General features: G+C 60.5%; 23 protein-coding genes and 4 tRNA genes. 17 read left to right on the top strand and 10 right to left on the bottom strand.

Translation table 11 applies throughout. The features are described from left to right. Nucleotides 1-246: 246 nt before the first annotated feature. From panB to QLG12_RS08500, 7 genes are all read left to right on the top strand, one after another. Entirely contained in the window at nucleotides 247-1047 is an 801-nt protein-coding gene (gene panB / locus QLG12_RS08530) for a 3-methyl-2-oxobutanoate hydroxymethyltransferase (protein ID WP_011335970.1), read from the top strand. Next, nucleotides 1044-1904, top strand: coding sequence for a pantoate--beta-alanine ligase (panC, locus tag QLG12_RS08525; protein WP_282474311.1), 861 nt, complete (start codon nucleotides 1044-1046; stop codon nucleotides 1902-1904). The genes panB and panC overlap by 4 nt, the downstream gene beginning before the upstream one ends. Before the next feature lie 346 nt (nucleotides 1905-2250). Further along, the gene (gene pgi / locus QLG12_RS08520) at nucleotides 2251-3915 is read left to right on the top strand and encodes a glucose-6-phosphate isomerase (RefSeq protein ID WP_064382071.1); all 1665 of its coding nucleotides are present in this window, start codon (nucleotides 2251-2253) and stop codon (nucleotides 3913-3915) included. 114 nt (nucleotides 3916-4029) lie between these two features. Beyond that, nucleotides 4030-5967, top strand: a complete 1938-nt coding sequence (acs, locus tag QLG12_RS08515; RefSeq protein WP_282474310.1) for an acetate--CoA ligase — start codon at nucleotides 4030-4032, stop codon at nucleotides 5965-5967. A 100-nt stretch (nucleotides 5968-6067) separates the two neighbouring features. Next, nucleotides 6068-7084, top strand: a complete 1017-nt coding sequence (locus tag QLG12_RS08510; RefSeq protein WP_236194092.1) for a class I SAM-dependent methyltransferase — start codon at nucleotides 6068-6070, stop codon at nucleotides 7082-7084. A 109-nt stretch (nucleotides 7085-7193) separates the two neighbouring features. After that, entirely contained in the window at nucleotides 7194-10145 is a 2952-nt protein-coding gene (locus tag QLG12_RS08505; RefSeq protein ID WP_282474309.1) for a DUF748 domain-containing protein, read from the top strand. Beyond that, nucleotides 10145-10441, top strand: coding sequence for a DUF2845 domain-containing protein (locus QLG12_RS08500; RefSeq protein ID WP_085655060.1), 297 nt, complete (start codon nucleotides 10145-10147; stop codon nucleotides 10439-10441). The genes QLG12_RS08505 and QLG12_RS08500 overlap by 1 nt, the downstream gene beginning before the upstream one ends. A 165-nt stretch (nucleotides 10442-10606) precedes the next feature. Here the strand turns inward: QLG12_RS08500 and QLG12_RS08495 are convergent, their stop codons facing one another. Beyond that, nucleotides 10607-10963, bottom strand: coding sequence for a BON domain-containing protein (locus QLG12_RS08495; RefSeq protein ID WP_011335977.1), 357 nt, complete (start codon nucleotides 10961-10963; stop codon nucleotides 10607-10609). Between the two features lie 298 nt (nucleotides 10964-11261). Next, a complete protein-coding gene (locus QLG12_RS08490; protein WP_197870622.1) occupies nucleotides 11262-11699 on the bottom strand; it encodes a pilin in 438 nt (145 codons plus the stop codon). 226 nt (nucleotides 11700-11925) lie between these two features. Here QLG12_RS08490 and pilB point away from each other — a divergent pair, with 226 nt between their 5' ends. The 5 genes from pilB to yacG are packed head-to-tail and all read left to right on the top strand — an operon-like array spanning nucleotide 11926 to nucleotide 16537. Further along, complete coding sequence (gene pilB, locus QLG12_RS08485) at nucleotides 11926-13626, top strand: type IV-A pilus assembly ATPase PilB (protein ID WP_282474308.1); 1701 nt, start codon at nucleotides 11926-11928, stop codon at nucleotides 13624-13626. A gap of 2 nt (nucleotides 13627-13628) precedes the next feature. Beyond that, nucleotides 13629-14846 carry a type II secretion system F family protein gene (locus QLG12_RS08480; protein WP_282474307.1) on the top strand — a complete coding sequence of 406 codons (1218 nt, stop codon included), beginning with the start codon at nucleotides 13629-13631 and terminating at the stop codon, nucleotides 14844-14846. Nucleotide 14847: 1 nt separating this feature from the next. Continuing rightward, on the top strand, nucleotides 14848-15720 hold the full coding sequence (locus QLG12_RS08475) for an A24 family peptidase (protein ID WP_197870615.1): 873 nt from the start codon (nucleotides 14848-14850) through the stop codon (nucleotides 15718-15720). Then, nucleotides 15717-16340, top strand: a complete 624-nt coding sequence (coaE, locus tag QLG12_RS08470; RefSeq protein WP_085689769.1) for a dephospho-CoA kinase — start codon at nucleotides 15717-15719, stop codon at nucleotides 16338-16340. The genes QLG12_RS08475 and coaE overlap by 4 nt, the downstream gene beginning before the upstream one ends. After that, the gene (gene yacG / locus QLG12_RS08465) at nucleotides 16337-16537 is read left to right on the top strand and encodes a DNA gyrase inhibitor YacG (RefSeq protein WP_011335983.1); all 201 of its coding nucleotides are present in this window, start codon (nucleotides 16337-16339) and stop codon (nucleotides 16535-16537) included. The genes coaE and yacG overlap by 4 nt, the downstream gene beginning before the upstream one ends. Before the next feature lie 6 nt (nucleotides 16538-16543). Here yacG and QLG12_RS08460 read toward each other — a convergent pair whose 3' ends face one another. The 3 genes from QLG12_RS08460 to QLG12_RS08450 all read right to left on the bottom strand — a co-directional run bounded on the left by QLG12_RS08460 (nucleotide 16544) and on the right by QLG12_RS08450 (nucleotide 17978). Beyond that, entirely contained in the window at nucleotides 16544-16759 is a 216-nt protein-coding gene (locus QLG12_RS08460) for a hypothetical protein (RefSeq protein WP_007959584.1), read from the bottom strand. A gap of 65 nt (nucleotides 16760-16824) precedes the next feature. Further along, on the bottom strand, nucleotides 16825-17514 hold the full coding sequence (locus QLG12_RS08455; protein WP_197870611.1) for an energy-coupling factor ABC transporter permease: 690 nt from the start codon (nucleotides 17512-17514) through the stop codon (nucleotides 16825-16827). After that, on the bottom strand, nucleotides 17511-17978 hold the full coding sequence (locus QLG12_RS08450; RefSeq protein ID WP_197870609.1) for an FAD/FMN-containing dehydrogenase: 468 nt from the start codon (nucleotides 17976-17978) through the stop codon (nucleotides 17511-17513). Before QLG12_RS08450 ends, QLG12_RS08455 begins: the two co-directional genes overlap by 4 nt. 130 nt (nucleotides 17979-18108) lie before the next feature. Between QLG12_RS08450 and QLG12_RS08445 the strand changes: the two genes are divergently transcribed. The 5 genes from QLG12_RS08445 (at nucleotide 18109) to QLG12_RS08425 (ending at nucleotide 21464) form a co-directional block, all read left to right on the top strand. Continuing rightward, on the top strand, nucleotides 18109-18735 hold the full coding sequence (locus tag QLG12_RS08445; protein ID WP_007959580.1) for a DUF1780 domain-containing protein: 627 nt from the start codon (nucleotides 18109-18111) through the stop codon (nucleotides 18733-18735). Further along, nucleotides 18732-19259 (top strand): MOSC domain-containing protein, encoded by a 528-nt coding sequence (locus tag QLG12_RS08440; RefSeq protein WP_197870607.1) that lies wholly within the window; start codon nucleotides 18732-18734, stop codon nucleotides 19257-19259. The genes QLG12_RS08445 and QLG12_RS08440 overlap by 4 nt, the downstream gene beginning before the upstream one ends. 51 nt (nucleotides 19260-19310) lie before the next feature. Next, nucleotides 19311-19484, top strand: a complete 174-nt coding sequence (locus QLG12_RS08435; protein WP_003228304.1) for a DUF3094 family protein — start codon at nucleotides 19311-19313, stop codon at nucleotides 19482-19484. A gap of 63 nt (nucleotides 19485-19547) precedes the next feature. Then, nucleotides 19548-20846 (top strand): NAD(P)/FAD-dependent oxidoreductase, encoded by a 1299-nt coding sequence (locus QLG12_RS08430; protein ID WP_282474306.1) that lies wholly within the window; start codon nucleotides 19548-19550, stop codon nucleotides 20844-20846. A gap of 210 nt (nucleotides 20847-21056) precedes the next feature. After that, complete coding sequence (locus QLG12_RS08425; protein WP_007959573.1) at nucleotides 21057-21464, top strand: hypothetical protein; 408 nt, start codon at nucleotides 21057-21059, stop codon at nucleotides 21462-21464. A 72-nt stretch (nucleotides 21465-21536) separates the two neighbouring features. Here QLG12_RS08425 and QLG12_RS08420 read toward each other — a convergent pair whose 3' ends face one another. The 5 genes from QLG12_RS08420 to QLG12_RS08400 form a co-directional block, all read right to left on the bottom strand. Beyond that, on the bottom strand, nucleotides 21537-23162 hold the full coding sequence (locus QLG12_RS08420) for a methyl-accepting chemotaxis protein (protein ID WP_236194102.1): 1626 nt from the start codon (nucleotides 23160-23162) through the stop codon (nucleotides 21537-21539). Between the two features lie 159 nt (nucleotides 23163-23321). Beyond that, a tRNA-Pro gene (locus tag QLG12_RS08415) sits at nucleotides 23322-23398 on the bottom strand. Nucleotides 23399-23495: 97 nt separating this feature from the next. Then, a tRNA-Lys gene (locus QLG12_RS08410) sits at nucleotides 23496-23571 on the bottom strand. 5 nt (nucleotides 23572-23576) lie between these two features. Continuing rightward, nucleotides 23577-23653: transfer RNA gene (locus QLG12_RS08405), tRNA-Pro, on the bottom strand. Between the two features lie 9 nt (nucleotides 23654-23662). Then, nucleotides 23663-23738, bottom strand: a tRNA-Asn gene (locus QLG12_RS08400). Nucleotides 23739-23951: the final 213 nt, after the last annotated feature.

Genomic DNA, 23951 nt, shown 5'->3' with positions numbered 1-23951 from the left:
GCCCGCCGGCCCGCTGAATCGCATCAGTAACGCCGGTAACACTCCCCTCGTAACAATGCGGTAACACATGCAATTGACTTCCTGAGGCCTCATCACGACTATAGGCGTCCCGCTGCCGCCAACCCGGCATACAAGGGCGCAATCCAGGCCTTATAAGCACGACAAAAGAGCGTGCGCCTGAATAGATGACGAATCACGCGCGTTACTCGCAGTAGTTTCCAGAGCGCCTGAACGAGGATTTCTTACATGCCAGCCATCACCCTGACCACGCTCCAGAGCCTCAAGCAGAAAGGTGAAAAGATCACCATGCTGACCTGCTATGACGCGACCTTCGCCCATGCCTGCAACGAGGCCGGTGTCGAAGTGCTGCTGGTGGGCGACTCCCTCGGCATGGTCCTGCAGGGTCACGACAGCACCCTGCCGGTGACCACCGCAGAAATGGCCTACCACGTTGCCAGCGTCAAACGCGGCAACTCTGATGCCCTGATCCTGGCTGACCTGCCGTTCATGGCCAACGCCACCCTTGAGCAAACCATGACCAACAGTGCCCTGCTGATGCAGGCCGGCGCGCACATGGTCAAGGTCGAAGGCGCCTTGTGGCTGGCGGACTCGATCCGCCTGCTGGCCGAGCGCGGCGTGCCGGTCTGCGCCCACATGGGCCTGACCCCGCAAGCGGTGAACATTCTCGGTGGCTATAAAGTGCAGGGTCGCAACGAGAACCAGGCACGCCAGATGCGCGCCGACGCGATCTCCCTGGAGCAGGCCGGCGCGGCCATGCTGCTGCTCGAATGCGTGCCGAGCGAACTGGCGGCTGAAATCACCCAAGCGGTGAAGATTCCGGTGATCGGCATTGGCGCCGGCAGCGACACCGACGGCCAAGTGCTGGTACTGCACGACATGCTCGGCCTGTCGATCAGCGGCCGTGTGCCAAAATTCGTGAAGAACTTCATGCAGGGTCAGGACAGCATCCAGTCCGCGCTGAAGGCTTACGTCAGTGAAGTCAAAGCCACCACTTTCCCCGGGATCGAACACGGATTCTCTGCATGAACACCGTCAAAACCGTACGTGAACTGCGCGCCGCCGTGGCGCGCGCCCGCAGTGAAGGCAAGCGCATCGGCTTCGTGCCGACCATGGGCAACCTGCACAGCGGCCACATTGCCCTGATCACCAAAGCCACTCAGCGCGTGGACTTTGTGGTCGCGAGCATTTTCGTCAACCCGCTGCAGTTCGGCGCCGGCGAAGACCTCGACAAGTACCCGCGTACCCTGGCGGCGGATCAGGAAAAACTGCTGGAAGCCGGATGCGATCTGCTGTTCGCCCCGACTGTCGAAGAAATGTATCCCGACGGCATGGCCGGGCAGACCCGGGTCAGTGTTCCGCAACTCTCCGAAGGCCTCTGCGGCGCCAGCCGTCCGGGGCACTTCGAAGGCGTGGCGACAGTGGTCAGCAAGCTGTTCAACATGGTCCAGCCGGACCTGGCGATCTTCGGCCAGAAAGACTTCCAGCAACTGGCGGTGATCCGCGCGCTGGTGCACGACCTGAACATGCCGATCCAGATCATCGGCGAGCCGACCGTACGCGCCGCCGACGGTCTGGCGCTGTCCTCGCGCAACGGTTTCCTCAGTGAAGATCAGCGCGCCGTGGCGCCAGTGGTCTATCGCACCCTGAGCAGCATTGCCGAGTCGATCAAGCAGGGCGAGCGCGACTTCCCTGCCCTGATCCAGGCGCAACGCCAGCAGCTGGAAGCTGCCGGGCTGCGTCCGGACTATCTGGAAATCCGCCACGCCCTGACCCTGCGCCCGGCAACGGTCGAGGATCGCGATCTGGTGATTCTGGTCGCGGCCTTCCTCGGCAGCACCCGGTTGATCGACAACCTGCATCTGAATCTCGATACCCCCGCCTGAACACCGGCAAACGCTGTGGGAGCCCCTCGCTCCCACGGCGCTTGCACGCACTTCCAGACCGTATTGCTGAGCACCTGCCCATCGGGCAAACTCCCGCCGTTCGACTCGACACCAATAGCAGGGACTGCTCGCATTACCCGCCGTTTGTCGGCCCCGTCTGTTATCAATGTTAAAAAAGTACCGAAAACAGGTCAGACAAAGCCAAGACAGATCGCGGCGCTGGGTTTACTGTATTCGCCCTGCGCCAAAGTAATCGTGTCGACGCAGTTGCCCCCTCGCCCAAACATGGCGGGGAGGTCTTTTCAGTGTTCAAAAGGCCGTTCAAGTAAAAAGGAAAACCGCAGCGATGGCGTACTACCGCACTCCTCATGACGTTACCGCTCTGCCTGCCTGGCAAGCGTTGAAAGATCACCGCCAAGCCATGCAGGATTTCAGCATGCGCGAAGCCTTCAACGCCGATCCGCAGCGCTTCAATCAGTTCACTCTTAGCAGCTGCGGACTGTTTCTCGACTATTCGAAGAATCTGATCAACGCCGAGACCCGCAACCTGCTGGTGGGGCTGGCCAACGAAGTCGATCTCAAAGGCGCGATCAAGGCGCTGTTCGACGGCGAAATCGTCAACTCTTCCGAAGGCCGCCCGGCGCTGCACACCGCCCTGCGTCGCCCGGTCGGCGACAAGCTGTCGGTCAACGGCGTCAACGTGATGCCTGAAGTACACAAGGTGCTGAACCAGATCACCGATCTCGTGGGCCGCATCCACGACGGTCTGTGGCGCGGTTACACCGAGAAGCCGATCACCGACGTGGTGAACATCGGCATCGGTGGCTCGTTCCTCGGCCCCGAGCTGGTCTCCGAAGCCCTGCTGTCCTACGCCCAGAAAGGCGTGCGTTGCCATTACCTGGCGAACATCGACGGCAGCGAGTTCCACGAGCTGACGCAAAAACTGCGCGCCGAGACCACGCTGTTCATCGTTTCGTCGAAATCGTTCAACACCCTCGAAACCCTGAAGAACGCCCAGGCCGCCCGCGCCTGGTACCTGGCTCAGGGTGGTTCCGAAGCCGAGCTGTATCGCCACTTCATCGCTGTTTCGAGCAACAACGCGGCAGCCGTAGCCTTCGGTATCCGCGAAGAAAACATCTTCCCGATGTGGGACTGGGTCGGCGGTCGTTACTCGCTGTGGTCGGCCATCGGTCTGCCGATCGCGCTGGCCATCGGCATGTCCAACTTCAAGGAACTGCTGTCCGGTGCCTACACCATGGACCAGCATTTCCAGAGCGCGCCATTCGAACAGAACATGCCGGTGCTGCTGGCCCTGCTCGGTGTGTGGTACGGCAACTTCTGGGGCGCGCAAAGCCACGCGATCCTGCCGTACGACCATTACCTGCGTAACATCACCAAGCACTTGCAACAGCTGGACATGGAATCCAACGGCAAGAGCGTGCGTCAGGACGGCACCGCGGTGTCGACCGATACCGGTCCGGTGATCTGGGGCGGCGTCGGTTGCAACGGTCAGCACGCTTATCACCAACTGCTGCACCAAGGCACCCAACTGATCCCGGCCGACTTCATCGTGCCGATCGTCAGCTTCAACCCGGTCTCCGACCATCATCAGTGGCTGTACGCCAACTGCCTGTCGCAGAGCCAGGCGTTGATGCTCGGCAAGACCCTGCCGGAAGCCGAAACCGAACTGCGCGACAAGGGCATGAGCGAAGACCAGGTGCAGAAACTCGCACCGCACAAGGTGATTCCGGGCAACCGTCCGAGCAACACCCTGGTCGTAGAACGCATCAGCCCGCGTCGTCTCGGTGCATTGGTGGCGATGTACGAACATAAAGTCTTCGTGCAAAGCGTGGTCTGGGGCATCAACGCCTTCGACCAGTGGGGCGTGGAACTGGGCAAGGAACTGGGCAAGGGCGTCTACAACCGTCTGGTCGGCAGCGAAGAAACCGCCGCTGAAGACGCGTCCACCCAGGGCCTGATCAACTACTTCCGCGGCCGTCACCGCGGCTGATCCAGCCTTGAACACACCCCCTCGCCATGAGGGGGTGTTTGTTTACAGGTATTGAACCCTCCCCGCTCTCGGCGCATCTTTATCCTTGTCGCACAACAAGAATAAGGAACCGTCATGTTCGATATCAGCACGTTCCCCAACGCCGATGCCGTCCGCCGGGCTGCACAGTTGAGTCAGGACGACTACCAGCGCCTGTACCGCGAATCCATTGAACACCCCAGCACCTTCTGGGCCGAACAGGCCACACGCTTCCTCGACTGGAGCACGCCGTGGCAGACCGTCCAGCGCTATGACCTGAGGACTGGCCAAGCCGCCTGGTTTGCCGGTGGCAAGCTGAACGTCAGCTTTAACTGCATCGACCGTCATCTGGAAAAGCGTGGCGATCAGACCGCAATCCTCTGGGAAGGCGACGACCCCGCCGAATCGACACAAATCACCTACAACAAACTCCATCACCACGTCTGCCGCCTGGCCAACGTGCTGAAAAGCCGTGGCGTGAAGAAAGGCGACCGGGTTTGCATCTACATGCCGATGATCCCCGAAGCCGCCTACGCCATGCTCGCCTGCGCGCGGATCGGCGCGATTCATTCGGTGGTGTTTGGCGGGTTCTCCCCGGACTCGTTACGCGATCGCATTCTCGATGCCGACTGCCGCACGGTGATCACCGCCGACGAGGGCGTGCGCGGTGGCAAATTCGTGCCGCTGAAACAGAACGTCGATAAGGCTCTGCAGAGTTGCCCGAATGTCAGCACCGTCGTGGTGGTCGAGCGCACCCAGAACAAAGTCGACTGGGTCGAAGGCCGCGACCTCTGGTATCACCAGGCCGTGCGCGACGTCAGTGACGATTGCCCGCCGGAACCGATGGACGCCGAAGACCCGCTGTTCATCCTCTACACCTCCGGCAGCACCGGCAAACCCAAGGGCGTGTTACACACCACCGGCGGTTACCTGCTGCAAGCGGCGATGACCTTCAAGTACGTGCTCGACTACCGCGACGGCGAAGTGTTCTGGTGCACCGCCGATGTCGGCTGGGTCACCGGCCACAGCTATATCGTCTACGGCCCGCTGGCCAACGGCGCGACCACACTGATCTTCGAAGGCGTGCCGAGCTACCCGAGCACTTCGCGGTTCTGGCAGGTAATCGACAAACACAAGGTCAACATCTTCTATACCGCCCCCACCGCCCTGCGCGCACTGATGCGTGAAGGCGCCGGGCCGTTGCAGGAAACGTCGCGGCAAAGCCTCAGATTGCTCGGCAGCGTCGGTGAGCCGATCAACCCGGAAGCATGGGAATGGTATTTCAACGTCGTAGGCGAACAGCGCTGCCCGATAGTCGACACGTGGTGGCAGACCGAAACCGGCGGCATCATGCTCAGCCCGCTGGTCAGTGCACAGCGGATCAAACCGGGTTGCGCCACCCAGCCGATGTTCGGCGTGCAACCGGTGCTGCTCGATGAGCACGGCAAGGAAATCAAGGGCGCCGGCAGCGGCGTGCTGGCGATCAAATCGAGCTGGCCGGCGCAGATCCGCAGCGTCTACGGCGATCCGCAGCGCATGGTCGATACCTACTTCAAGCCCTACCCCGGTTACTACTTCACCGGTGACGGCGCCCGCAGGGACGAGGACGGCGATTACTGGATCACCGGGCGCATCGATGACGTGATCAATGTCTCCGGCCATCGCATCGGCACCGCCGAGGTGGAGAGCGCGCTGGTGCTGCACGACAGCATCGCCGAGGCCGCCGTGGTCGGTTATCCCCACGACGTTAAAGGTCAGGGGATTTATGCGTTCGTCACGCCGATGAACGGCACCGAGCCCAGCGATGAACTGAAGAAAGAATTGCTGGCCCACGTCAGCAAGGAAATCGGCAGCTTCGCCAAACCGGACCTGATTCAGTGGGCCCCGGCCCTGCCGAAGACCCGCTCGGGCAAGATCATGCGGCGGATCCTGCGCAAGATCGCCTGCAATGAACTCGACAGCCTCGGCGATACCTCAACCCTGGCGGATCCGAGCGTGGTGCAGGGTTTGATCGATAAACGCTTGAACCAGTAAACGCAGCGGCAAGCGACGAGCCTCAAGCTTGAAGCTCGCCGCTTGCCGCCGAGTTGCTGCTAAACTCCCGCGCCCCGATTCCCTCCAGCAAGGCGCCCGCATGTCTTCCTTGAACCTGGCGCTGCGCGCCGCCCTCGATCAACGCCAGGATCTGCTCGCCGAGCTGCACAGTCAGGGCACCGACTGCTATCGGCTGTTCCACGGCAGCCAGGAAGGTGCAGGCGGCCTGACCATCGACCGCTACGGCCCGCAACTGATGGTGCAAAGTTTCCACCAGACCCTGGCGCGCGAAGACCTGCTGCAACTGCACGCCATGGTCAACCAGACTCTTGGTCTGGAAACCCTGCTGGTCTACAACGACCGCTCCCGTGGCAACTCGCGAATCGACCGTGAAGACAGCGTCTACCGCGCCGACGACGCGGCACTGGCGGATCTGGTCGGCCACGAATGGGGCCTGAATTATCGCGTGCGTGGACGCCATGCCGGGCAGGATCCGCTGCTGTTCCTCGACCTGCGCAACACCCGCGGCTGGGTCAAGGATCACGCCAAGGGTAAAAGTGTGCTCAATCTGTTCGCCTACACCTGCGGCGTCGGTCTCAGCGCAGCGGCCGGCGGTGCGCGCGAGGTGTGCAACCTGGATTTCGCCGAGGGCAATCTGGCGGTGGGGCGCGAGAACGGTCAGCTCAATCCGCAACTGCCGACCATGGCGTTCATCCAGTCCGACTACTTCCCGGCGATCCGCCAACTGGCCGGCCTGCCGATCAGCCAGCGTCGCGGGCAGAAATTGCCGAGCTATCAGCGCCTCGAACAGCGCCAGTACGATCTGGTGCTGCTCGACCCACCCGCATGGGCCAAGAGCGCCTTCGGCACCGTTGACCTGCTGCGTGATTATCAAAGCCTGCTCAAGCCTGCCCTGCTGACCACCGCCGAAAATGGCGTGCTGATCTGCTGCAACAACCTGGCAAAAGTCAGCATGGACGACTGGCGCGAACAAGTACTGCGCTGCGCCGAAAAAGCCGGGCGACCGGTGCGAGAATGGAGCGTGATGACCCCGGGTCGGGACTTCCCGTCGCTGGATCAGCAGCCACCGCTGAAGACCCTGATCCTCCAGCTTTAAAAGCAATGCAGGAAATTTCCCACGGAAAAATCTGAACAATCCTGAGCACCGGCATTTGCTTCGGAACCGGAATCGCGTGCCATACTCCAAGGCACTCCGATTCAGACAGATGAAGCCGCACATGCCCAAAGGATTGATTCGCGCGATTGTCGCCCTGGTGACTGCTCTGGCCCTCTACAGCCTGTTGGGGTTCCTGATTCTGCCGGGCATTGCACTCAGGGTGGCCAACCAGCAACTGGCCAACTACGCCACGGTCCCCGCGCATCTGCAGCGTATCGAACTCAACCCGTTCAGCCTGGAACTCACGCTGTGGGGCCTGGTGATCGGCGAGCCGGGCAAGGAACAGGTCGGCTTCGAACGTCTGTACGCCAACCTGCAACTCGACAGCCTGTGGACCAAGGCCCTGCATCTGTCTGACATCGAACTGGAAAAATCCAGGACCGAGATCCTGTTCGCCAAGGACGGTCAGCTCAACCTGCTCGGCCTGTTCAAGCTCCCCGCGAGCGAGCCAACCCCGGCCGATCCCGACGCCAAACCGTTTCCGCTGCGCATCGACCGGATCCAGCTGGCCGGCGGCAACCTGCATTTTGTGGATTCGCGCCCCAGCGAGCCGATCGAATTTCTTTACGACAAGCTCGACTTCGAGCTGAAAAACCTCAGCACCCTGCCCGAAGACAACGCCGACATGACGCTCGTCGCGATCGGCCCGGCCGGTGGGCAGATCGACTGGAAAGGCAACTTCAGCCTGATCCCGATCGCTTCCGAGGGCACCCTCAAGATCACCGACGGCCAGATGAAAGCCTTCTGGCCCTACGTGCGTGATGCCGTGCCACTGGTGCTGGAAAACGGTGTCGTCAGCCTGAGCACCGACTACAGGCTCAACCTGTCCAAGGAAACCGAACTGCTGCTGAGCAATGTGGCGGTCAATATCGCGCCGTTCGCCATCAAGGCACCGGACGGACGCCCGCTGGCGAAACTCGAACGACTCGACATCAGCGACACCACGGTGGACCTGGCCAAGCAGCAAGTGGTGGTCGGCAAGATCCGCAGTCAGAAACTGGAAACCTGGGCAGCCCTGGAAGCGGACGGCCAACTGGATTGGCAAAAACTGTTCGCCAGCCAGCCGTCGAAACCCGCCGCAAAAGCTGCGGCGGAACCAAAAAGCACTCCGGCCGCCGCCGACTCGCCGAAACCGGAGCCGACCGCGCCGGGCAAACCGTGGCAAGTGCTGCTCAAGGACGTGCAACTGCGTGACTACAAAGTGCATCTGGCTGATCGCTCGGCGAAGCCCGAAGTCACGCTGGATGTCACGCCGCTGAACGTCGATTTGCAGAATTTCGACAGTCTCAACGGCTCGCCCTTCAACCTCAGGCTCGACTCCGGCCTGGGCAAGCAAGGCAGGATCAGCGCTGACGGCGTGGTCAACCTGGCCCCGGTCACCGCACAGCTCAACGTGAAAACCCAGGACATCGACCTGCGGGTCGCACAGTCCTACATCAACCCGTTCATTCGCCTCGAGCTGCGCAGCGGCATGCTCGGCAGCGACCTCAAAGTGAACCTGAAAAGCACTGACCCGCTGGCCCTCAGCGTCACCGGTCGTGCTCAGATCGATCAGTTGCACACCCTCGACACCCTGAAAACCCGCGACTTCCTCAAGTGGCAGCAAGTGGTGGTCGAAGGCCTGAACTATCAGCACGGCGACAGCCTGTCGATCGACAGGGTCAACCTGTTCCAGCCGTATGCGCGGTTCATGATCAACGATGACCGCACCACCAACATCGACGACCTGCTGATCCCACAGCCAGCCGATTCCGGGGCGAAGACCGCTGCGGCGAAACCGGCGAGCAATGACAAACCGCTGGGTATTCACATCGGAGGCATCGCGATCAACGACGGCTCGGCCAACTTCGCCGACTTCAGCCTGACCCCGAACTTCGCCACCGCGATTCAGCAACTCAACGGGCAGATCGGCACCATCGACAGCCGTCAGGCGAAACCGGCCAGTGTCGACATCAAGGGCAAGGTCGACCGTTATGCGCCAGTGACCATCAAGGGCGCGGTCAACCCGTTCGACCCGATGGCCAGCCTCGACATCGCCACCAGTTTCAAACGGGTCGAACTGACCACCCTGACCCCCTACTCCGGCAAGTTCGCCGGCTACCGGATCCGCAAGGGCCGGCTCAATCTCGACCTGCATTACCTGATCACCAAGGGCCAGCTCAAGGCCGAAAACAAAGTGGTGGTCGAGCAACTGCAACTGGGTGAAAAAGTCGACAGCCCGGATGCCGTGAGCCTGCCGCTGAAACTGGCGATCGCCCTGCTCAAGGACGTCGATGGCAAGATCTCCATCGAACTGCCGGTCACCGGTGACCTGAACAATCCGCAATTCAGCGTCATGCCGATTGTCTGGCAGACCCTGCGCAACCTGATCGTCAAGGCCGCCGCCGCACCGTTCAAGCTGATTGGCGGTCTGGTCAGCGGTGGCGGCTCGGAAGACCTCGGCACCGTGTCCTTCGCACCGGGTTCCAGTGACCTGAGCAAAGACGCCGAAGCGGCGCTGGTGAAACTGTCGCAAGCGCTGAAGGAACGTCCGGCCCTGCGCCTGGAAATCGAAGGCACTGCGGCAAAAAGCAGTGACGGTCCGTTGCTCGCAGAACAACGTCTGGAACGTGAATACCAGTACAACTACTACAAGATGCTCCAGCGCCGCGGCGACAAGGTGCCGGCTCAGGCTTCGCTGATCCAGGTACCGGAAAACGAAAAAGGTCCGCTGCTTGAAGGCATCTATCGCACTCGCCTGAAAACCCAGCCACCGGCCGAATGGAAGGATCTGGGCAAGGAAGAGCGCACGGCGAAAATGCGCGCCGACGTGATCAAGTTCTGGAGTTCCAGCGATGTGCTGCTGCGCCAGCTCGGTCAGGACCGGGCCAGCAGCATCAAGGACTATCTGGTGGACAAAGGCCAATTGGCCGACGATCGCGTGTACTTCATCGACGCCAATCTCGGCGAAGCGGAGAGCGACGGCCGCGTGGTGACGCAAATGCATCTGGATGCCGAGTGATGAACTGCAAATGGCTGGCTGCACTGGGGCTGACGTTGATCGCCAGCCAGGCTGCGGCGTCCGATACCCTGCGCTGCGGCAGTCAACTGGTAAGCCTCGGCGATCGCGCCAGCGAGGTGCTGCAAAAATGCGGCGAGCCGGTCAGCCGTGATCTGCTCGGTTACAAACGCAGCGCCAACCGTCGTGAAGAATTTCAGGTCGAGGAATGGACCTACGGCCCGAGCAATGGCATGTATCAATACCTGCGCTTTGAAGGCAATCGCCTGAAGCAGATCAACAGCAAACGCGGCAACTGACCTCCGCGCTTTTCCTCCTCTGAAATAGAACAGGCCCCGACACATGTGCCGGGGCCTGTAATGGCCACAATCCGTGTGGCCGTTCGCATGAACTCTAAAGTGCGGCAGACGTATTGCTCGGCCCGCCTGTCGCGTCTTCTCCCGGTTCAGGCGAGAAGTCTTGCCTTACTCGGCTTTCAGGCCGTCAGCGGAGACCGCTTTCACGCCTTTGATTTTTTTGGTGATGTTCACGGCGGTGGTTTTCTGAGCCTCGGTGATCGCTACGTCAGAGGACAGGGAAACCACACCTTTGTTGGTTTCGACTTTGATGTCGGTGCCAGGAATGCCTTTTTCGGTTACCAGGTCGCTTTTGACTTTGGTAGTGATCCAGGTATCGGAAGTAGCTTCTTTAGCCTTGGTGACTTCACCGGCAGCCAGGGTCATTGGCGCCTGAGTGGTCTGAGTCGATTGAGCAAATGCACCGGAAGCCATGGTCAGGGTCAGCGCGGTAGCAGCAGCGGCAGTGATAGCGAACTTCTTCATACGAGTAACTCCTGTTTTTCTGGAAAGTCTGCTGGTTGTCTTGTCAGCAGGGTTACCGAGGTAGTTGCGAACACTGTGCCAACTTTTTCGAATTAAAAATATCCTTTAAATTCAACAAGTTAACAAAAAAAGAAATTTCCGGAATCATGCAATTTGCATGACACGGCCAATATTTACATGCAAGTTGCGGCTTTTCGGAAAGTTCCTAACACCCTGAAATTATTGAAGCTTTTGTGAAGTCTCGCGCCATAAAAAATGCCCCGCAAAGCGGGGCACTTATTGCCATGTAGCTCAGGTATCAAGCGCCACTGCCAGGGCAACCTCTCGGGGCGTATTCATTGTTGACCGTAGAAGCACATGTCCAGACACCCGACGTAGCGCCAGTGGCCGCGCCAGAGCGGGTGAGCGTAATGGTCTTGCCCAGCACCGGACCTGGTGCATTAAGCAGCGTACATGTAATGGTGCCAGCGCCAGTCGCCGCTGTGCCTGTAACCGCCACCGTACAGTTGGAGGTGGTGGCTGTACCGCCATTCACAGTGTTTATGTCCGGAGCGGTACCTTGGTTGATGGTGTCCTCGAACGGCACCTTCATCGCACTGATCTCGGCCAACCCCGCCGTCACCTTCGACCGCGCCTGATACTTGGAATACTGGGGCAGCGCCACAGTGGCCAAAATACCGATGATCGCAACGACGATCAGCAGCTCGATCAGAGTGAAACCTTGTTGTTTGTTCATAGACACGCTCCATGCATGAGTCGGAATCTCATGATCTGAAGAGGACTGAGCACAGCCCGTGCCAAGCGCTTGAAGCCCCGGCCTGCCGGGCATGATCCGGACGTCGTGCCGATTCCTACACCCCGTAGCCGCACTATCTGACACTTTTTGTCACCTGCACCCCGCGTGTTTGGCGCTGTCACTTGACTAGGCTATAAGTCATGAACGGCAAGCATGTGGAAACCCCATGAATGACATCGCTCTGAGCGGTCTGGCCAAACAACTGGTCCAGGCCGAATTGCTCACGGAAAAGAGTGCCCAGCAAGCCTGGCAACAGGCGCAGCGCAATCGCCTGTCGCTGGTCAGTTACCTGGTGCAGAACAAACTGGTGAAGAGCTGGCAGGTCGCCGAGATTGCCTCGGAGCATTTCGGCATGGCATTTCTCGACCTCAACTGTCTCGACAAGGAAACCCAGCCCAAGGGTCTGGTCAGCGAAAAACTGGTCCGCCAGCACCACGCCCTGCCCCTCTGGCGGCGTGGCAACAAACTGTTCGTGGGGATTTCCGACCCGAGCAATCATCAGGCGATCAATGACATTCAATTCAGCACCGGGCTGAGCACCGAAGCCATTCTGGTCGAGGACGACAAGCTCACCGACGCCATCGAAAAATTCTTCGACACCCACGCCACCGGCCTGGAGGAAATGGCCGATGTCGACCTCGACGGGCTGGACATCGAGTCGGTCGACGACAGCAAACAGGACACGCTCGGCGGCATCGATGCCGACGATGCCCCGGTGGTGCGCTTTGTTCACAAGATGCTGCTGGACGCGATCAAAAGCGGCTCGTCCGACCTGCACTTCGAGCCTTACGAAAAGAACTACCGGGTGCGGGTGCGCACCGACGGCATTCTGCGGGAGGTGGCCAAGCCACCGATTCAACTCGCCGGGCGCATTGCCGCGCGGCTGAAGGTGATGGCCAGCCTCGACATTTCGGAGCGGCGCAAACCCCAGGACGGGCGGATCAAGATGCGTCTGTCGAAAAGCAAGTCGATCGATTTCCGGGTCAACACCCTGCCCACCCTCTGGGGCGAAAAAGTGGTGATTCGAATCCTCGACCCCTCCAGCGCCCAGATCGGCATTGATGCCCTTGGCTACGAGCCGGAGCAGAAAGACCTGTACATGGCCGCCCTCAAACAGCCCCAGGGCATGATTCTGGTGACAGGTCCCACCGGCTCGGGCAAGACCGTCTCGCTGTACACCGGGCTGAATATCCTCAATACCGTCGACATCAATATCTCCACCGCCGAAGACCCGGTGGAGATCAACATGGAAGGCATCAACCAGGTCAACGTCAATCCACGTCAGGGCATGGACTTTGCCCAGGCCCTGCGCTCGTTCCTGCGTCAGGACCCGGACGTGATCATGGTCGGCGAGATCCGCGATCTCGAAACCGCCGAAATTGCGATCAAGGCCGCCCAGACCGGGCACCTTGTATTGTCCACCCTGCACACCAACAGCGCGGCGGAAACCCTCACTCGCCTGCACAACATGGGCATTCCCGGCTTCAACATTGCGACCTCAGTGAGCCTGATCATTGCCCAGCGTCTTGCCCGAAAACTCTGCAGCCATTGCAAGAAGCCCATCGAGATCCCCCGCGAGACCCTGATCAAGGAAGGCTTCCCCGAGGAACGCATCGGCCATTTCACAATCTATGAGCCCGCCGATTGCGATCACTGCAACGGCGGTTACAAGGGTCGAGTGGGGATTTATGAAGTGGTGAAGAACACCCCCGAGCTGCAACGGCTGATCATGGCCGAGGGCAACTCACTGGAAATCGATACCCGGATGCGCCGTGACGGCTTCAACGACCTGCGCACCTCGGGCCTGATCAAGGCCATGCAAGGCATCACCAGCCTTGAGGAAATCAACCGGGTCACCAAGGACTGAACATGGCGGTCAAGGCAGCAAAAATCAGCGTCTACGCCTGGGAAGGCACGGACCGCAAAGGCAGCAAGGTGACCGGCGAGTTGAGCGGCCAGAACCCCGCGCTGATCAAGGCCCAATTGCGCAAGCAGGGCATCAACCCCGGCAAGGTGCGCAAGAAATCCGCCTCGCTGCTGAGCTTCGGCCAGCGCATCAAAGCCCAGGACATTGCCCTGTTCACCCGGCAGATGGCGACCATGATGAAGGCCGGTGTGCCACTGTTGCAGTCGTTCGACATCATTGGCGAAGGCTTCGAAAACCCGGCCATGCGCAAGCTGGTGGACGAGGTGAAACAGGAGGTCGCCGCCGGTAACAGTTTCGCCGCCGCGCTGCGCAAGAAGCCGCAATATTTCGACGAGCTGTACTGCAACCTGGTGGATGCCGGCGAGCAGTCCGGCGCCCTCGACACCCTGCTGGAGCGGGTTGCGACCTACAAGGAAAAGAGTGAAAGCCTCAAGGCCAAGATCAAGAAGGCCATGACCTACCCGACCGCCGTCGTGCTGGTGGCGGCGGTGGTCACCGGGATTCTGCTGGTCAAGGTAGTGCCGCAGTTCCAGTCGGTGTTCTCCGGCTTCGGTGCCGAACTGCCGGCCTTCACCTTGATGGTCATCAGCCTGTCCGAATTCATGCAGCAATGGTGGTGGGCAATTCTCGGTGCGCTGGTGGCTGCGTTTTTCGGCACCCGCCATGCCCTGAAAAAATCTCAGGCGCTGCGCGACCGGCGCGACGCCTGGTTTCTCAAGCTGCCGCTGGTGGGCACATTGATGTACAAGTCCGCCGTGGCGCGGTTTGCCCGGACCCTGTCGACCACCTTCGCGGCCGGCGTGCCACTGGTGGAAGCACTGGATTCGGTGGCCGGGGCCACCGGCAACGTAGTGTTCAAGCGCGCCGTGCTGCGCATCCGCCAGGACGTTTCCACCGGCATGCAGCTGAATTTCTCGATGCGCTCCACCGGCATCTTTCCGAACATGGCGGTGCAGATGACCGCCATCGGCGAAGAGTCCGGCGCGCTGGACGATATGCTCGACAAGGTCGCGGGGTTCTATGAGGACGAGGTGGACAACATGGTCGACAACCTCACCAGCCTGATGGAGCCGTTCATCATGGTGGTGCTCGGAATGATCGTCGGCGGTCTGGTGGTGGCGATGTACCTGCCGATCTTCCAACTGGGCTCAGCGATCTGACATGCCTATCGACGAATTCTTCAGCCTGTATCCGCTGGCCTTTATCTTCACCGCCCTGTTGCTGGGGCTGGTGGTCGGCAGTTTCCTCAACGTGTTGATCTGGCGCCTGCCGAAAATGCTCGAGCGTGAATGGCGCCAGCAGGCTCACGATGTTTTGGGACTGCCCGGCGAATCGTCGTTACCTACCTACAACCTGATGCTGCCACACTCCCAATGCCCGCACTGTGGCCACCGGATCCGGGCGTGGGAAAACATCCCGGTGTTGAGTTACGTGTTCCTGCGCGGGCGCTGCTCAAGTTGCAGCGCCCCGATCAGCAAGCGCTACCCGCTCACCGAACTGGCCTGCGGCCTGCTCTCGGCATTCATCGCCTGGCACCTGGGTTTCGGCTGGCCGGCGTGCCTGCTGATCGTGCTGACCTGGGGCCTTCTGGCCATGAGCCTGATCGACACCGAACATCAGTTGTTGCCCGACGTGCTGGTGCTGCCGCTGCTGTGGCTGGGGCTGATCGTCAACAGCTTCGAACTGTTCGTGCCGCTGCACGATGCCCTGTGGGGCGCGGTGCTTGGGTACATGGCGCTGTGGTCGGTGTTCTGGCTGTTCAAACTGATCACCGGCAAGGACGGCATCGGTCACGGCGATTTCAAGCTGCTGGCACTGCTCGGAGCCTGGGGCGGCTGGCAGATTCTGCCGCTGACCATCCTGCTGTCTTCGCTGGTGGGCGCCGTGCTCGGGGTGATTTTGCTCAAGCTGCGCGACCAGAAAACCTCGACGCCGATCCCCTTCGGCCCGTATCTGGCAATTGCCGGCTGGATTGCCTTGCTCTGGGGTGGTCAAATAACCGGCTTCTATTGGCAGTTTGTCGGTTTGAAATGAATACCCCTGTGGAAAAACCCTGGATTCTCGGCCTGACCGGCGGCATCGGCAGTGGCAAAAGCGCTGCTGCCCAGCACTTCATCGATCTTGGTATCCACGTGGTGGACGCCGATCATGCGGCGCGCTGGGTGGTCGAACCTGGCCGTCCGGCGCTGGCGAAGATCGCCGAACACTTCGGCCCCGGTGTGTTGCAGGCCGACGGCACGCTGGATCGTGCAGCCCTGCGCAAACTGATCTTCGAGGTGCCGGAGCAACGGCGCTGGCTCGAAGCCCTGCTGCATCCGTTGATCGCCGAAGAAATCGCCCATCACCTGGCGCTGGCAAAATCGCCCTATGCGATTCTGGTTTCGCCGCTGCTGATCGAATCCGGGCAATACGCGATGACCCAGCGAATTCTGGTAATCGACGCCCCGCAACAACTGCAGATCGAACGTACCTTGCAGCGTGACCAGACCAGCGAACAGCAGGTCCAGGCGATCCTCAAGGCCCAGTCCAGCCGCGAAGACCGCGTCAGCCGTGCCGACGACGTGGTGGTCAACGACCGCGACCTCGCCTGGCTGCACAGCGAGGTCGAGCGCCTGCATCACTTTTACCTGACTTTATCCGGAGGCCAATCATGAGCCAGACCCCAACCGTCAACTGCCCGACTTGCGGCGCGCCCGTGGAATTCACCCCGGAAAACAAATACCGTCCGTTCTGCTCCGACCGCTGCAAGCTGATCGACCTCGGCGCCTGGGCGTCGGAAGAACACAAGATTCCGGTGGCCCCGGATGCCGAGGACGAACTGTTTTCCGGCGACTTCGACCCGCGTCACTGATCGCGCTCAGGGCCGCATGAAGCCGTAGTCCTGATCGTCGTCGAGGTTTTCCGCCAGAAACCGCAATTCGTCGGCCAGGTCTTCGGCGTTGCGCACCGCCTTGCTCTGCTGCACCACCGCACTGAGCAAGGCGCGCAGGCTCAGGCCCGGATCGAACCCTACCTCCTGCGCCATCTCCAGACTCTGCCGGGTTTCCTGCCTCGCCCACTCGTACACGCTCATGCCGCTGCTCCTGAAGGAATTTGGCCGAGCATGAAATGCCGCGCGCAGAGTGGATTTGATGTGGATCAAGACTTGGGATCGTCGTCCTTCCACGGCGCCGAAAGGTAGCGGGTGCGGTTGAAGGTCTCCAGCCATTCCGGGCAGAACACCACCAACGCGCTGACCACCATGCCGTTGATGAAGGCTTCGGGAAAAATCAGCAACCACAGGTAACCGATGAAATCTTCCAGCCATTCCGGCATGGCAAAGAGGCCGTCGTACCACAGCAAGGTCAGGCTCAGCGTCAGGCAGAACAACGCCGACAGCGCCGCGGCGAAAAAGCCGGAACAGAAGATGTACACGAACGGATTGCGCGGCTGGGCGCGCTCGACCAGGATCGCCACGCACTCGGTGATCAGCACCGGCAACAGGATCAGCAAGGCACCGTTGACCCCGACAGCCACCAGATCCTGACGTCCCAGCATCACCAGCCCCAACTGCGCCACCAGTCCACCGACGATCGCCAGCGGCCAGTCCAACAGCAGCGTCACTGCCGTCATGCCAATGAAGTGGTAAGACACGCCGGTATCGAAATCCCTGCGTACCAGCCACAGCAGAAACAACGCGAACACCGTGCCGAACAGCAAGTGCTGACGGCGGCTGTCGCTGAACAGTTCGACCCACGGTGCGCGGCAGATCGCCCAAATCACCACCGGCAGGTAAACCAGCCACCCCAGTAGCAGGCTTGCGGACGACAGCAGCTCGGCGCCGATCATGGGCGCGCCTGCTCCAGCGCCTCGCGCAGTTCCGCCGCCTGGGTGTACTCGTGCCGGGCCAGCAAGCGCCCGTCCTTGAGTTGCAACCAGAGCACCGCGCCTTCGGTCCCGGGATAGCGCGAGGCCACGCGGCTTTCACGATCAAGCAGCACTCGATAGCTGTAGTCACGCATGGCCGGAACGGCGAACATCTTCGCGATCAGCGCCGGCATGCGCTGGATATCGGCGACAAATACCGCATGCCGCGTCTCCAGATAGCCCTTGGGCTGATCCGCCATGGCTTGCTTGAACAGTTTCGCGCCGTCCATGTCGCGCGCCACCAACAGCGTCGTAGTGGAGTTATCGAGAGTGAACGGCTGATCGTACTGATCCAACAGCGTCCAGGGTGCCAGCCGCTCGCCGATTTCCAGCGCATGGGCCCATAGCGGAACGACAGCGAACAACAACAGCCAGCGAAATTTCACATTCAGCTCCTTTCATTCGACGTTGATACACGGTGCCATCAGTCTACACCGCCCCTCCCGACTGCCCACTGATGCACTTTGCCGCGCGAACGCTTTCTGCTTGTCGCAATTGAACGCTAAGCTTGGGCCTATGGATGACTCAGATTATTTACGCCTGCTGACCATCGCGGCCGAGCAAGCCAACGCCTTTCTGTCCAATGCCCGCAAATGGGAGCGTGAGCGTTGGGTCTGCCAGCGCCTGCTGCAAGGCTTGAACATTCCTTATCGCGCCGACGAATTCGCCCCGGCCGGTGAGCCGCCGGACGTGCTGTTTCGCGACGCCAATTTCGAGGTGTTTTTCGTCCTCGATGAAGGTCGTCGGCTCAACGACGAATGGCGCGATGAGCTGCAACGTCGGCGCAGTGCGTTTTCCCTCAGCCAACTGGTGCGGCGTGAAGCCAAGCCGCGGCGGATTCCGGCCAATGAATTTCTGCTGAGACTGGCGCCGACCTTGCGCAAGAAAGCGCACAACTACAAGGAACGCGGCATGGATCTCGGCGAGCTGGACATCATTGCCTTCGCCAGCCTCAAGCGCGAAGTGCTCGACCTCAACAGCCACTTTCCGCCGCCCACCGAATACCTGCGCCAGGGCTGGCGCTCGCTGTCGCTGGTCGGGCCGACGTTCGCGCGAGTGTTGTTCGCTCACCCCGACGCCCCGGATTTCCTGCGCGGCAATCTGGGCCGCAGCATCGTGTTCGATGTAGGGATCAGCCTGTGACGCCGCTTCAACAATTGATTGCCGATGTTCCGCAGACCGGATGCGTGCGCTGGATTGGCGTGCGTCCCGAGTCCCGGGGGCCGATGCTCGCACTCGATGCCGTGGAGGCGCGGCTTGAAGCCGGGCTCACCGGCGACCACGCGCGGCCCGGGGTACGCAATGCGCGGCAGGTGACGCTGATACAGTGGGAACATCTGGCCGTGATCAACGGCTTGATGGGCCGGTCGGCGGAACAACCGGTCACGCCTGAAGATCTGCGGCGCAATCTCGTTATAAGCGGGATCAACCTGTTCAGCCTCAAGGGTCGGCGCTTTCGCATTGGTCAGGCAATTTTCGAAACCACAGGCTGGTGCCAGCCGTGTGCGCGCCTGCAAAACAACCTTGGCCCGGGCACGTTCCAGGCTGTGCGCGGGCATGGCGGAATCACCGCACGAGTGTTACAAAGCGGGATCATTCGCCTCGGGGACAGTGTGTCTGTCGAACCGGTCCCGGACAGTGGCTATGCTGCGTTCAATCCCGGTTGAAAACCGCTGTAGCTTGTTTTCATTCAGTAACGTCTACCTGACGAGGCCTTTATGACCAGCCGCCTGAACCCCGAAGACCAGAAGCATGTCGAAGAGTACCTGCAATTGTCCCAACACCGTGTCGAGCGCCGGCCATTCCGGCCGTGGATGCTCCTGGTGCTGGTGCTGGCAGTGACCATTGGTCTGGGCCTGTTGAGCCGTTTAATCAGTTACCTGACGCTATGAGCTGCATCGCGCTCGCTCGGTTAGCTGTACCGATTTCCTTTCAAAACCTTGCGAGCTATCCCTATGTCCCATCGTATTGTCATTGTCGGCGGCGGCGCCGGCGGTCTGGAGTTGGCTACCCGTCTGGGTAAGACCCTGGGCAAACGCGGCACCGCCAGCATCATGCTGGTCGACGCGAACCTCACGCACATCTGGAAACCGCTGTTGCACGAAGTGGCCGCCGGATCGCTGAACTCCTCCGAAGACGAACTGAACTATGTCGCCCAGGCCAAATGGAAGCACTTCGAGTTTCAGCTGGGGCGCATGAGCGGGCTCGATCGTGAGCAGAAGAAGATCCAGCTGGCGGCCACCTACGACGAAAACGGTGTAGAACTGGTTCCGGCACGGGAAGTGCCCTACGACTCGCTGGTGATCGCGGTCGGCAGCACCACCAACGATTTCGGCACCCAAGGCGCCGCGCAGCACTGTCTGTTCCTCGACACCCGCAAGCAGGCCGAGCGTTTCCATCAGCAACTGCTCAATCACTATCTGCGTGCTCATGCCGGGCAGACCGATGCGGTCCAGCAGATCAGCGTGGCCATTGTCGGCGCGGGCGCCACGGGCGTCGAACTGGCGGCAGAACTGCACAACGCCGCCCATGAACTGGCGGCCTACGGCCTGGACCGGATCAAACCGGAAAACATGCACATCACCCTGATCGAGGCCGGGCCACGGGTGCTGCCAGCCCTGCCGGAGCGCATCAGTGGGCCGGTGCACAAGACCCTGGAGAAACTCGGGGTCAACGTAATGACCAACGCGTCGGTCAGCCAGGTCACCGCCGATAGCCTGATCACCGCCGATGGCAACGAGATCAAGGCCAGCCTGAAAGTCTGGGCCGCCGGGATCCGCGCGCCAGCGTTCCTCAAGGACATCGACGGGCTGGAAACCAACCGCATCAATCAGCTGCAAGTGCTGCCGACGCTGCAGACCACCCGCGACGAAAACATCTTCGCCTTCGGTGACTGCGCCGCGTGCCCGCAACCGGGTTCGGATCGCAACGTTCCGCCACGGGCCCAGGCTGCGCACCAGCAGGCGTCGCTGCTGGCCAAATCGCTGAAACTGCGGATCGAAGGCAAGACGCTGCCGGAGTACAAGTACACCGACTACGGCTCGCTGATTTCGCTGTCGCGTTTTTCGGCTGTGGGTAACTTGATGGGTAACCTGACCGGCAGCGTGATGCTCGAAGGCTGGCTGGCGCGGATGTTTTACGTGTCGCTGTACCGCATGCACCAGATGGCGCTGTACGGGCCGTTCCGCACGGCGATGCTGATGCTCGGCAGCAAGATCGGACGCGGTACCGAGCCGCGCCTGAAGTTGCACTGATGTAAAAACACCGTGAGGGCGGGCTCGCCCTCACGGTGTTTTGTTTTCTACTGTATCTGCCCTCGCTTTACCCACCTTCGCTTACAAACGCCGCGCTCCTCGACACAGACGCGATACACCGCCACCGCTTAATGGCCACACCCGAGCACACCTGCTCCGGCTTGATCGCCCTTAACGTGTGGTTGCGCTGTGCAACCGAAGGAGAATGCAATGTCCCGTACTTCGAAAATCGGCAAAAACTCCCTTGGCCTGGTCGGTGCCGTACTGGCTGGCGGCCTGATGCTGTCCGGCTCGGTGTTTGCCGCGCAACCGCTGGCCCAGGGCTACATGGTCGCTTCGGCCGAGACCTCGGTGAAAACCCCGGAAGGCAAATGCGGTGAAGGCAAATGCGGCGATGCTTCGATGGCCAAGACCGACACCGATGGCGACGGCAAGGTCTCCCGCGCCGAATTTCTGAAAGTTGCGCCCAAGTCCGACTTCGACAAAATCGACACCAACCACGACGGTTTCATCGACGAGCAAGAGGCGTACAACAACGTCAAAGCCAACTTCGAAGCCAACGGCAAAAAAATGCCGAAAGGTCTGTTCGAACACCTGAAAGACCAGGACGGTGCCTGATTTTCAGCCTGCCCGATAAAACAAAGCCGCGCTTTCCCTGACGAGAAGCGCGGCTTTTTCACGCCTGCACGATTACAGCTGGAAGCGTCGCACCATGCCCTGCAGGGCATTGGCCAGTTGCGACAGTTCATGGCTCGACGCGTTGGTTTGATCGGCACCGGCCGCCGAACGCACCGACAGATCGCGAATATTCACCAGATTGCGATCCACTTCCCGCGCCACCTGCGCCTGTTCTTCGGCGGCGCTGGCGATCACCAGATTGCGCTCGTGGATTTCGTGTACCGAAGCCGTGATCGTCTGCAACGCTTCACCGGCCCGCTCGGCCAGCACCAGGGTGGTGGCGGCGCGCGAGGCACTGGCCTGCATCGACTCCAGCGCCAGGCTTGAGCCATTGCGCATGCCCTGCACCATCTGCTCGATTTCCTGGGTCGATTGCTGCGTGCGATAGGCCAGTGCCCGGACTTCGTCGGCGACCACGGCAAACCCGCGTCCGCTCTCCCCGGCCCGCGCGGCTTCGATGGCGGCGTTGAGTGCCAGCAGGTTGGTCTGTTCGGCGATCGCCCGGATCACGTCCAGCACTTTGCCGATGTCTTGCGACTGATTGGCCAGCGATTGCACCAGCTCACCAGTGTGCTCGACTTCACTGGCCAAGGCATTGATGGCGCCAGCAGTTTCACTGACCCGCTCCTGGCCCAACTGCGCCGACTCGCTGGACTGGCGGGTGGCGTCGGACGTCGACACCGCATTGCGGGCGACTTCCTCGACCGCCGTGGTCATCTCGTTGACGGCGGTGGCGGCTTGTTCGATTTCGTTGTTCTGCTGTTGCAGCCCTTGCGTGCTGTCGTGGGTCACCGCGCTCAGTTCGTCGGAAGCAGTCGCCAGTTGCGTGGCCGAGCCGCTGATGCCCTGCAGGGTTTCGCGCAGGTTCTGCTGCATGGTCGCCAACGCCATGAGCAACCGACTGACTTCGTCATTACCGTGGGTCTCGATCGGGCGAGTCAGATCGCCTCTGGCGACGTGCTCGGCCGCATCGACAGCGGCGCTCAGGGGGCGGACGATACTGCGGGTGAGCAACATGGCCAGGGCCACCGTCGCCAGCGCCGCCAGAGCGATGAACAAGGTCACGATGGTGCGCGAGGTTTCGTAGTGGGCCGCAGAGTTCTGGCTTTCAGCGGCGACCTGACGGGCGAACAGGTCTGCCAAGTCGTTGAGTTGTTTGCCGGAGCCGTCGACCACGGTTTTCATGTCGACCAGCAGCAGCTTGGTCAGCTCGTCACGCTTGCCTTGCTCGGCGAGAGTGAACGACTGAGCGATCCCGGTACGGTAGGCGGCGAAGGTTTTCTTGAACTGTTCATACAACTGCTGACCTTCCGGGGTCGTCACCAGCCGGTCGTAAGCGGCGATTTTCTCGCTCAGCTCCTTGTCGCGGGTGTCCATCTGGCTGCGGTACGTGGCGATGTTGGCCGGATCCTGATCCAGCGCCATGCGCAGGGAGATGGTGCGGATGCGCAACATGATCTCGCGAATCTCGTCACCGCCGCGAATGCTCGGCAGCCATTGCGTCTCCACTGCCACTTCGCTGTCGCGGATGCTCGACATCTGTCCCAGCGCAAACACCCCCAGCAATGCCACCAGCACCGCGATCAGGGCGAAGCCCAAGGCGGCACGGGGAGCAATATTCAACTGACGAAGCAACATGACGAACGCCCTTTTTCTTGTATTGGCCGGATTCAAGGGGCGATCAATGGCAGGCCCCTTTCGTTAGCGGGCTATCGGCAAGTTGTATGACGACTTGAATGAAACATTTCCGGAGGGTAAAAAAAATCCCCGTATCTTTCGATACGAGGATTTTTAATATGGTCGGGGTAAGGGGATTCGAACTCCTGACATCCTGCTCCCAAAGCAGGCGCGCTACCGGACTGCGCTATACCCCGGTAAAAAAAAGGCGACCTTTCAAAGATCGCCTTCTTCGATCAGCGCTTTTGGCCTCTGATCTTAAGATTCGATCCCAGTGTTACCTGGTTTCAAAAATGGTGGGTCGTGTGGGATTCGAACCTACGACCAATTGGTTAAAAGCCAACTGCTCTACCAACTGAGCTAACGACCCAAAAATGGTCGGGGTAAGGGGATTCGAACTCCTGACATCCTGCTCCCAAAGCAGGCGCGCTACCGGACTGCGCTATACCCCGGTTTGAAATTGGCTCCGTGACCAGGACTCGAACCTGGGACCCAATGATTAACAGTCATTTGCTCTACCGACTGAGCTATCACGGAACTACATATTTCAATTTACTACGGTGAAACTTGCAGCTTCTCGACATCGTTTTCGCATCGCTGCGTTCGTGTGTCTGAGGCGCGCTATTCTACAACCTAGAACACCTCTGTCAACCCCCTAAATTGCTTTCAAGTTAATGATTTGCAACTTATTTCAGATTTCTGCCCAGTGAGCTGAAACCGTGCTGGTGACTGACTGCGGGGCGCACTTTA

The organism is Pseudomonas sp. V88_4 (genome assembly GCF_029967985.1).
In the GTDB taxonomy this organism is placed as follows: Bacteria; Pseudomonadota; Gammaproteobacteria; order Pseudomonadales; family Pseudomonadaceae; genus Aquipseudomonas; species Aquipseudomonas glycinae.
Note: the sequence above shows the minus strand (reverse complement) of the source record. Positions and strands in the feature narration are given on the sequence as shown.

Bases quoted from the DNA above. Each gene is read 5' to 3' on its own strand.
- QLG12_RS08455 (WP_197870611.1), bottom strand. From the start codon at position 17,514: ATGATCGGCGCCGAGCTGCTGTCGTCCGCAAGCCTGCTACTGGGGTGG.
- QLG12_RS08430 (WP_282474306.1), top strand. From the start codon at position 19,548: ATGTCCCATCGTATTGTCATTGTCGGCGGCGGCGCCGGCGGTCTGGAG.
- coaE (WP_085689769.1), top strand. From the start codon at position 15,717: ATGAATACCCCTGTGGAAAAACCCTGGATTCTCGGCCTGACCGGCGGC.
- QLG12_RS08490 (WP_197870622.1), bottom strand. From the start codon at position 11,699: ATGAACAAACAACAAGGTTTCACTCTGATCGAGCTGCTGATCGTCGTT.
- QLG12_RS08435 (WP_003228304.1), top strand. From the start codon at position 19,311: ATGACCAGCCGCCTGAACCCCGAAGACCAGAAGCATGTCGAAGAGTAC.
- QLG12_RS08425 (WP_007959573.1), top strand. From the start codon at position 21,057: ATGTCCCGTACTTCGAAAATCGGCAAAAACTCCCTTGGCCTGGTCGGT.
- acs (WP_282474310.1), top strand. From the start codon at position 4,030: ATGTTCGATATCAGCACGTTCCCCAACGCCGATGCCGTCCGCCGGGCT.
- panC (WP_282474311.1), top strand. From the start codon at position 1,044: ATGAACACCGTCAAAACCGTACGTGAACTGCGCGCCGCCGTGGCGCGC.
- pilB (WP_282474308.1), top strand. From the start codon at position 11,926: ATGAATGACATCGCTCTGAGCGGTCTGGCCAAACAACTGGTCCAGGCC.
- QLG12_RS08495 (WP_011335977.1), bottom strand. From the start codon at position 10,963: ATGAAGAAGTTCGCTATCACTGCCGCTGCTGCTACCGCGCTGACCCTG.
- QLG12_RS08505 (WP_282474309.1), top strand. From the start codon at position 7,194: ATGAAGCCGCACATGCCCAAAGGATTGATTCGCGCGATTGTCGCCCTG.
- yacG (WP_011335983.1), top strand. From the start codon at position 16,337: ATGAGCCAGACCCCAACCGTCAACTGCCCGACTTGCGGCGCGCCCGTG.
- QLG12_RS08460 (WP_007959584.1), bottom strand. From the start codon at position 16,759: ATGAGCGTGTACGAGTGGGCGAGGCAGGAAACCCGGCAGAGTCTGGAG.
- pgi (WP_064382071.1), top strand. From the start codon at position 2,251: ATGGCGTACTACCGCACTCCTCATGACGTTACCGCTCTGCCTGCCTGG.
- QLG12_RS08480 (WP_282474307.1), top strand. From the start codon at position 13,629: ATGGCGGTCAAGGCAGCAAAAATCAGCGTCTACGCCTGGGAAGGCACG.
- QLG12_RS08510 (WP_236194092.1), top strand. From the start codon at position 6,068: ATGTCTTCCTTGAACCTGGCGCTGCGCGCCGCCCTCGATCAACGCCAG.
- QLG12_RS08420 (WP_236194102.1), bottom strand. From the start codon at position 23,162: ATGTTGCTTCGTCAGTTGAATATTGCTCCCCGTGCCGCCTTGGGCTTC.
- QLG12_RS08475 (WP_197870615.1), top strand. From the start codon at position 14,848: ATGCCTATCGACGAATTCTTCAGCCTGTATCCGCTGGCCTTTATCTTC.
- QLG12_RS08445 (WP_007959580.1), top strand. From the start codon at position 18,109: ATGGATGACTCAGATTATTTACGCCTGCTGACCATCGCGGCCGAGCAA.
- QLG12_RS08500 (WP_085655060.1), top strand. From the start codon at position 10,145: ATGAACTGCAAATGGCTGGCTGCACTGGGGCTGACGTTGATCGCCAGC.
- panB (WP_011335970.1), top strand. From the start codon at position 247: ATGCCAGCCATCACCCTGACCACGCTCCAGAGCCTCAAGCAGAAAGGT.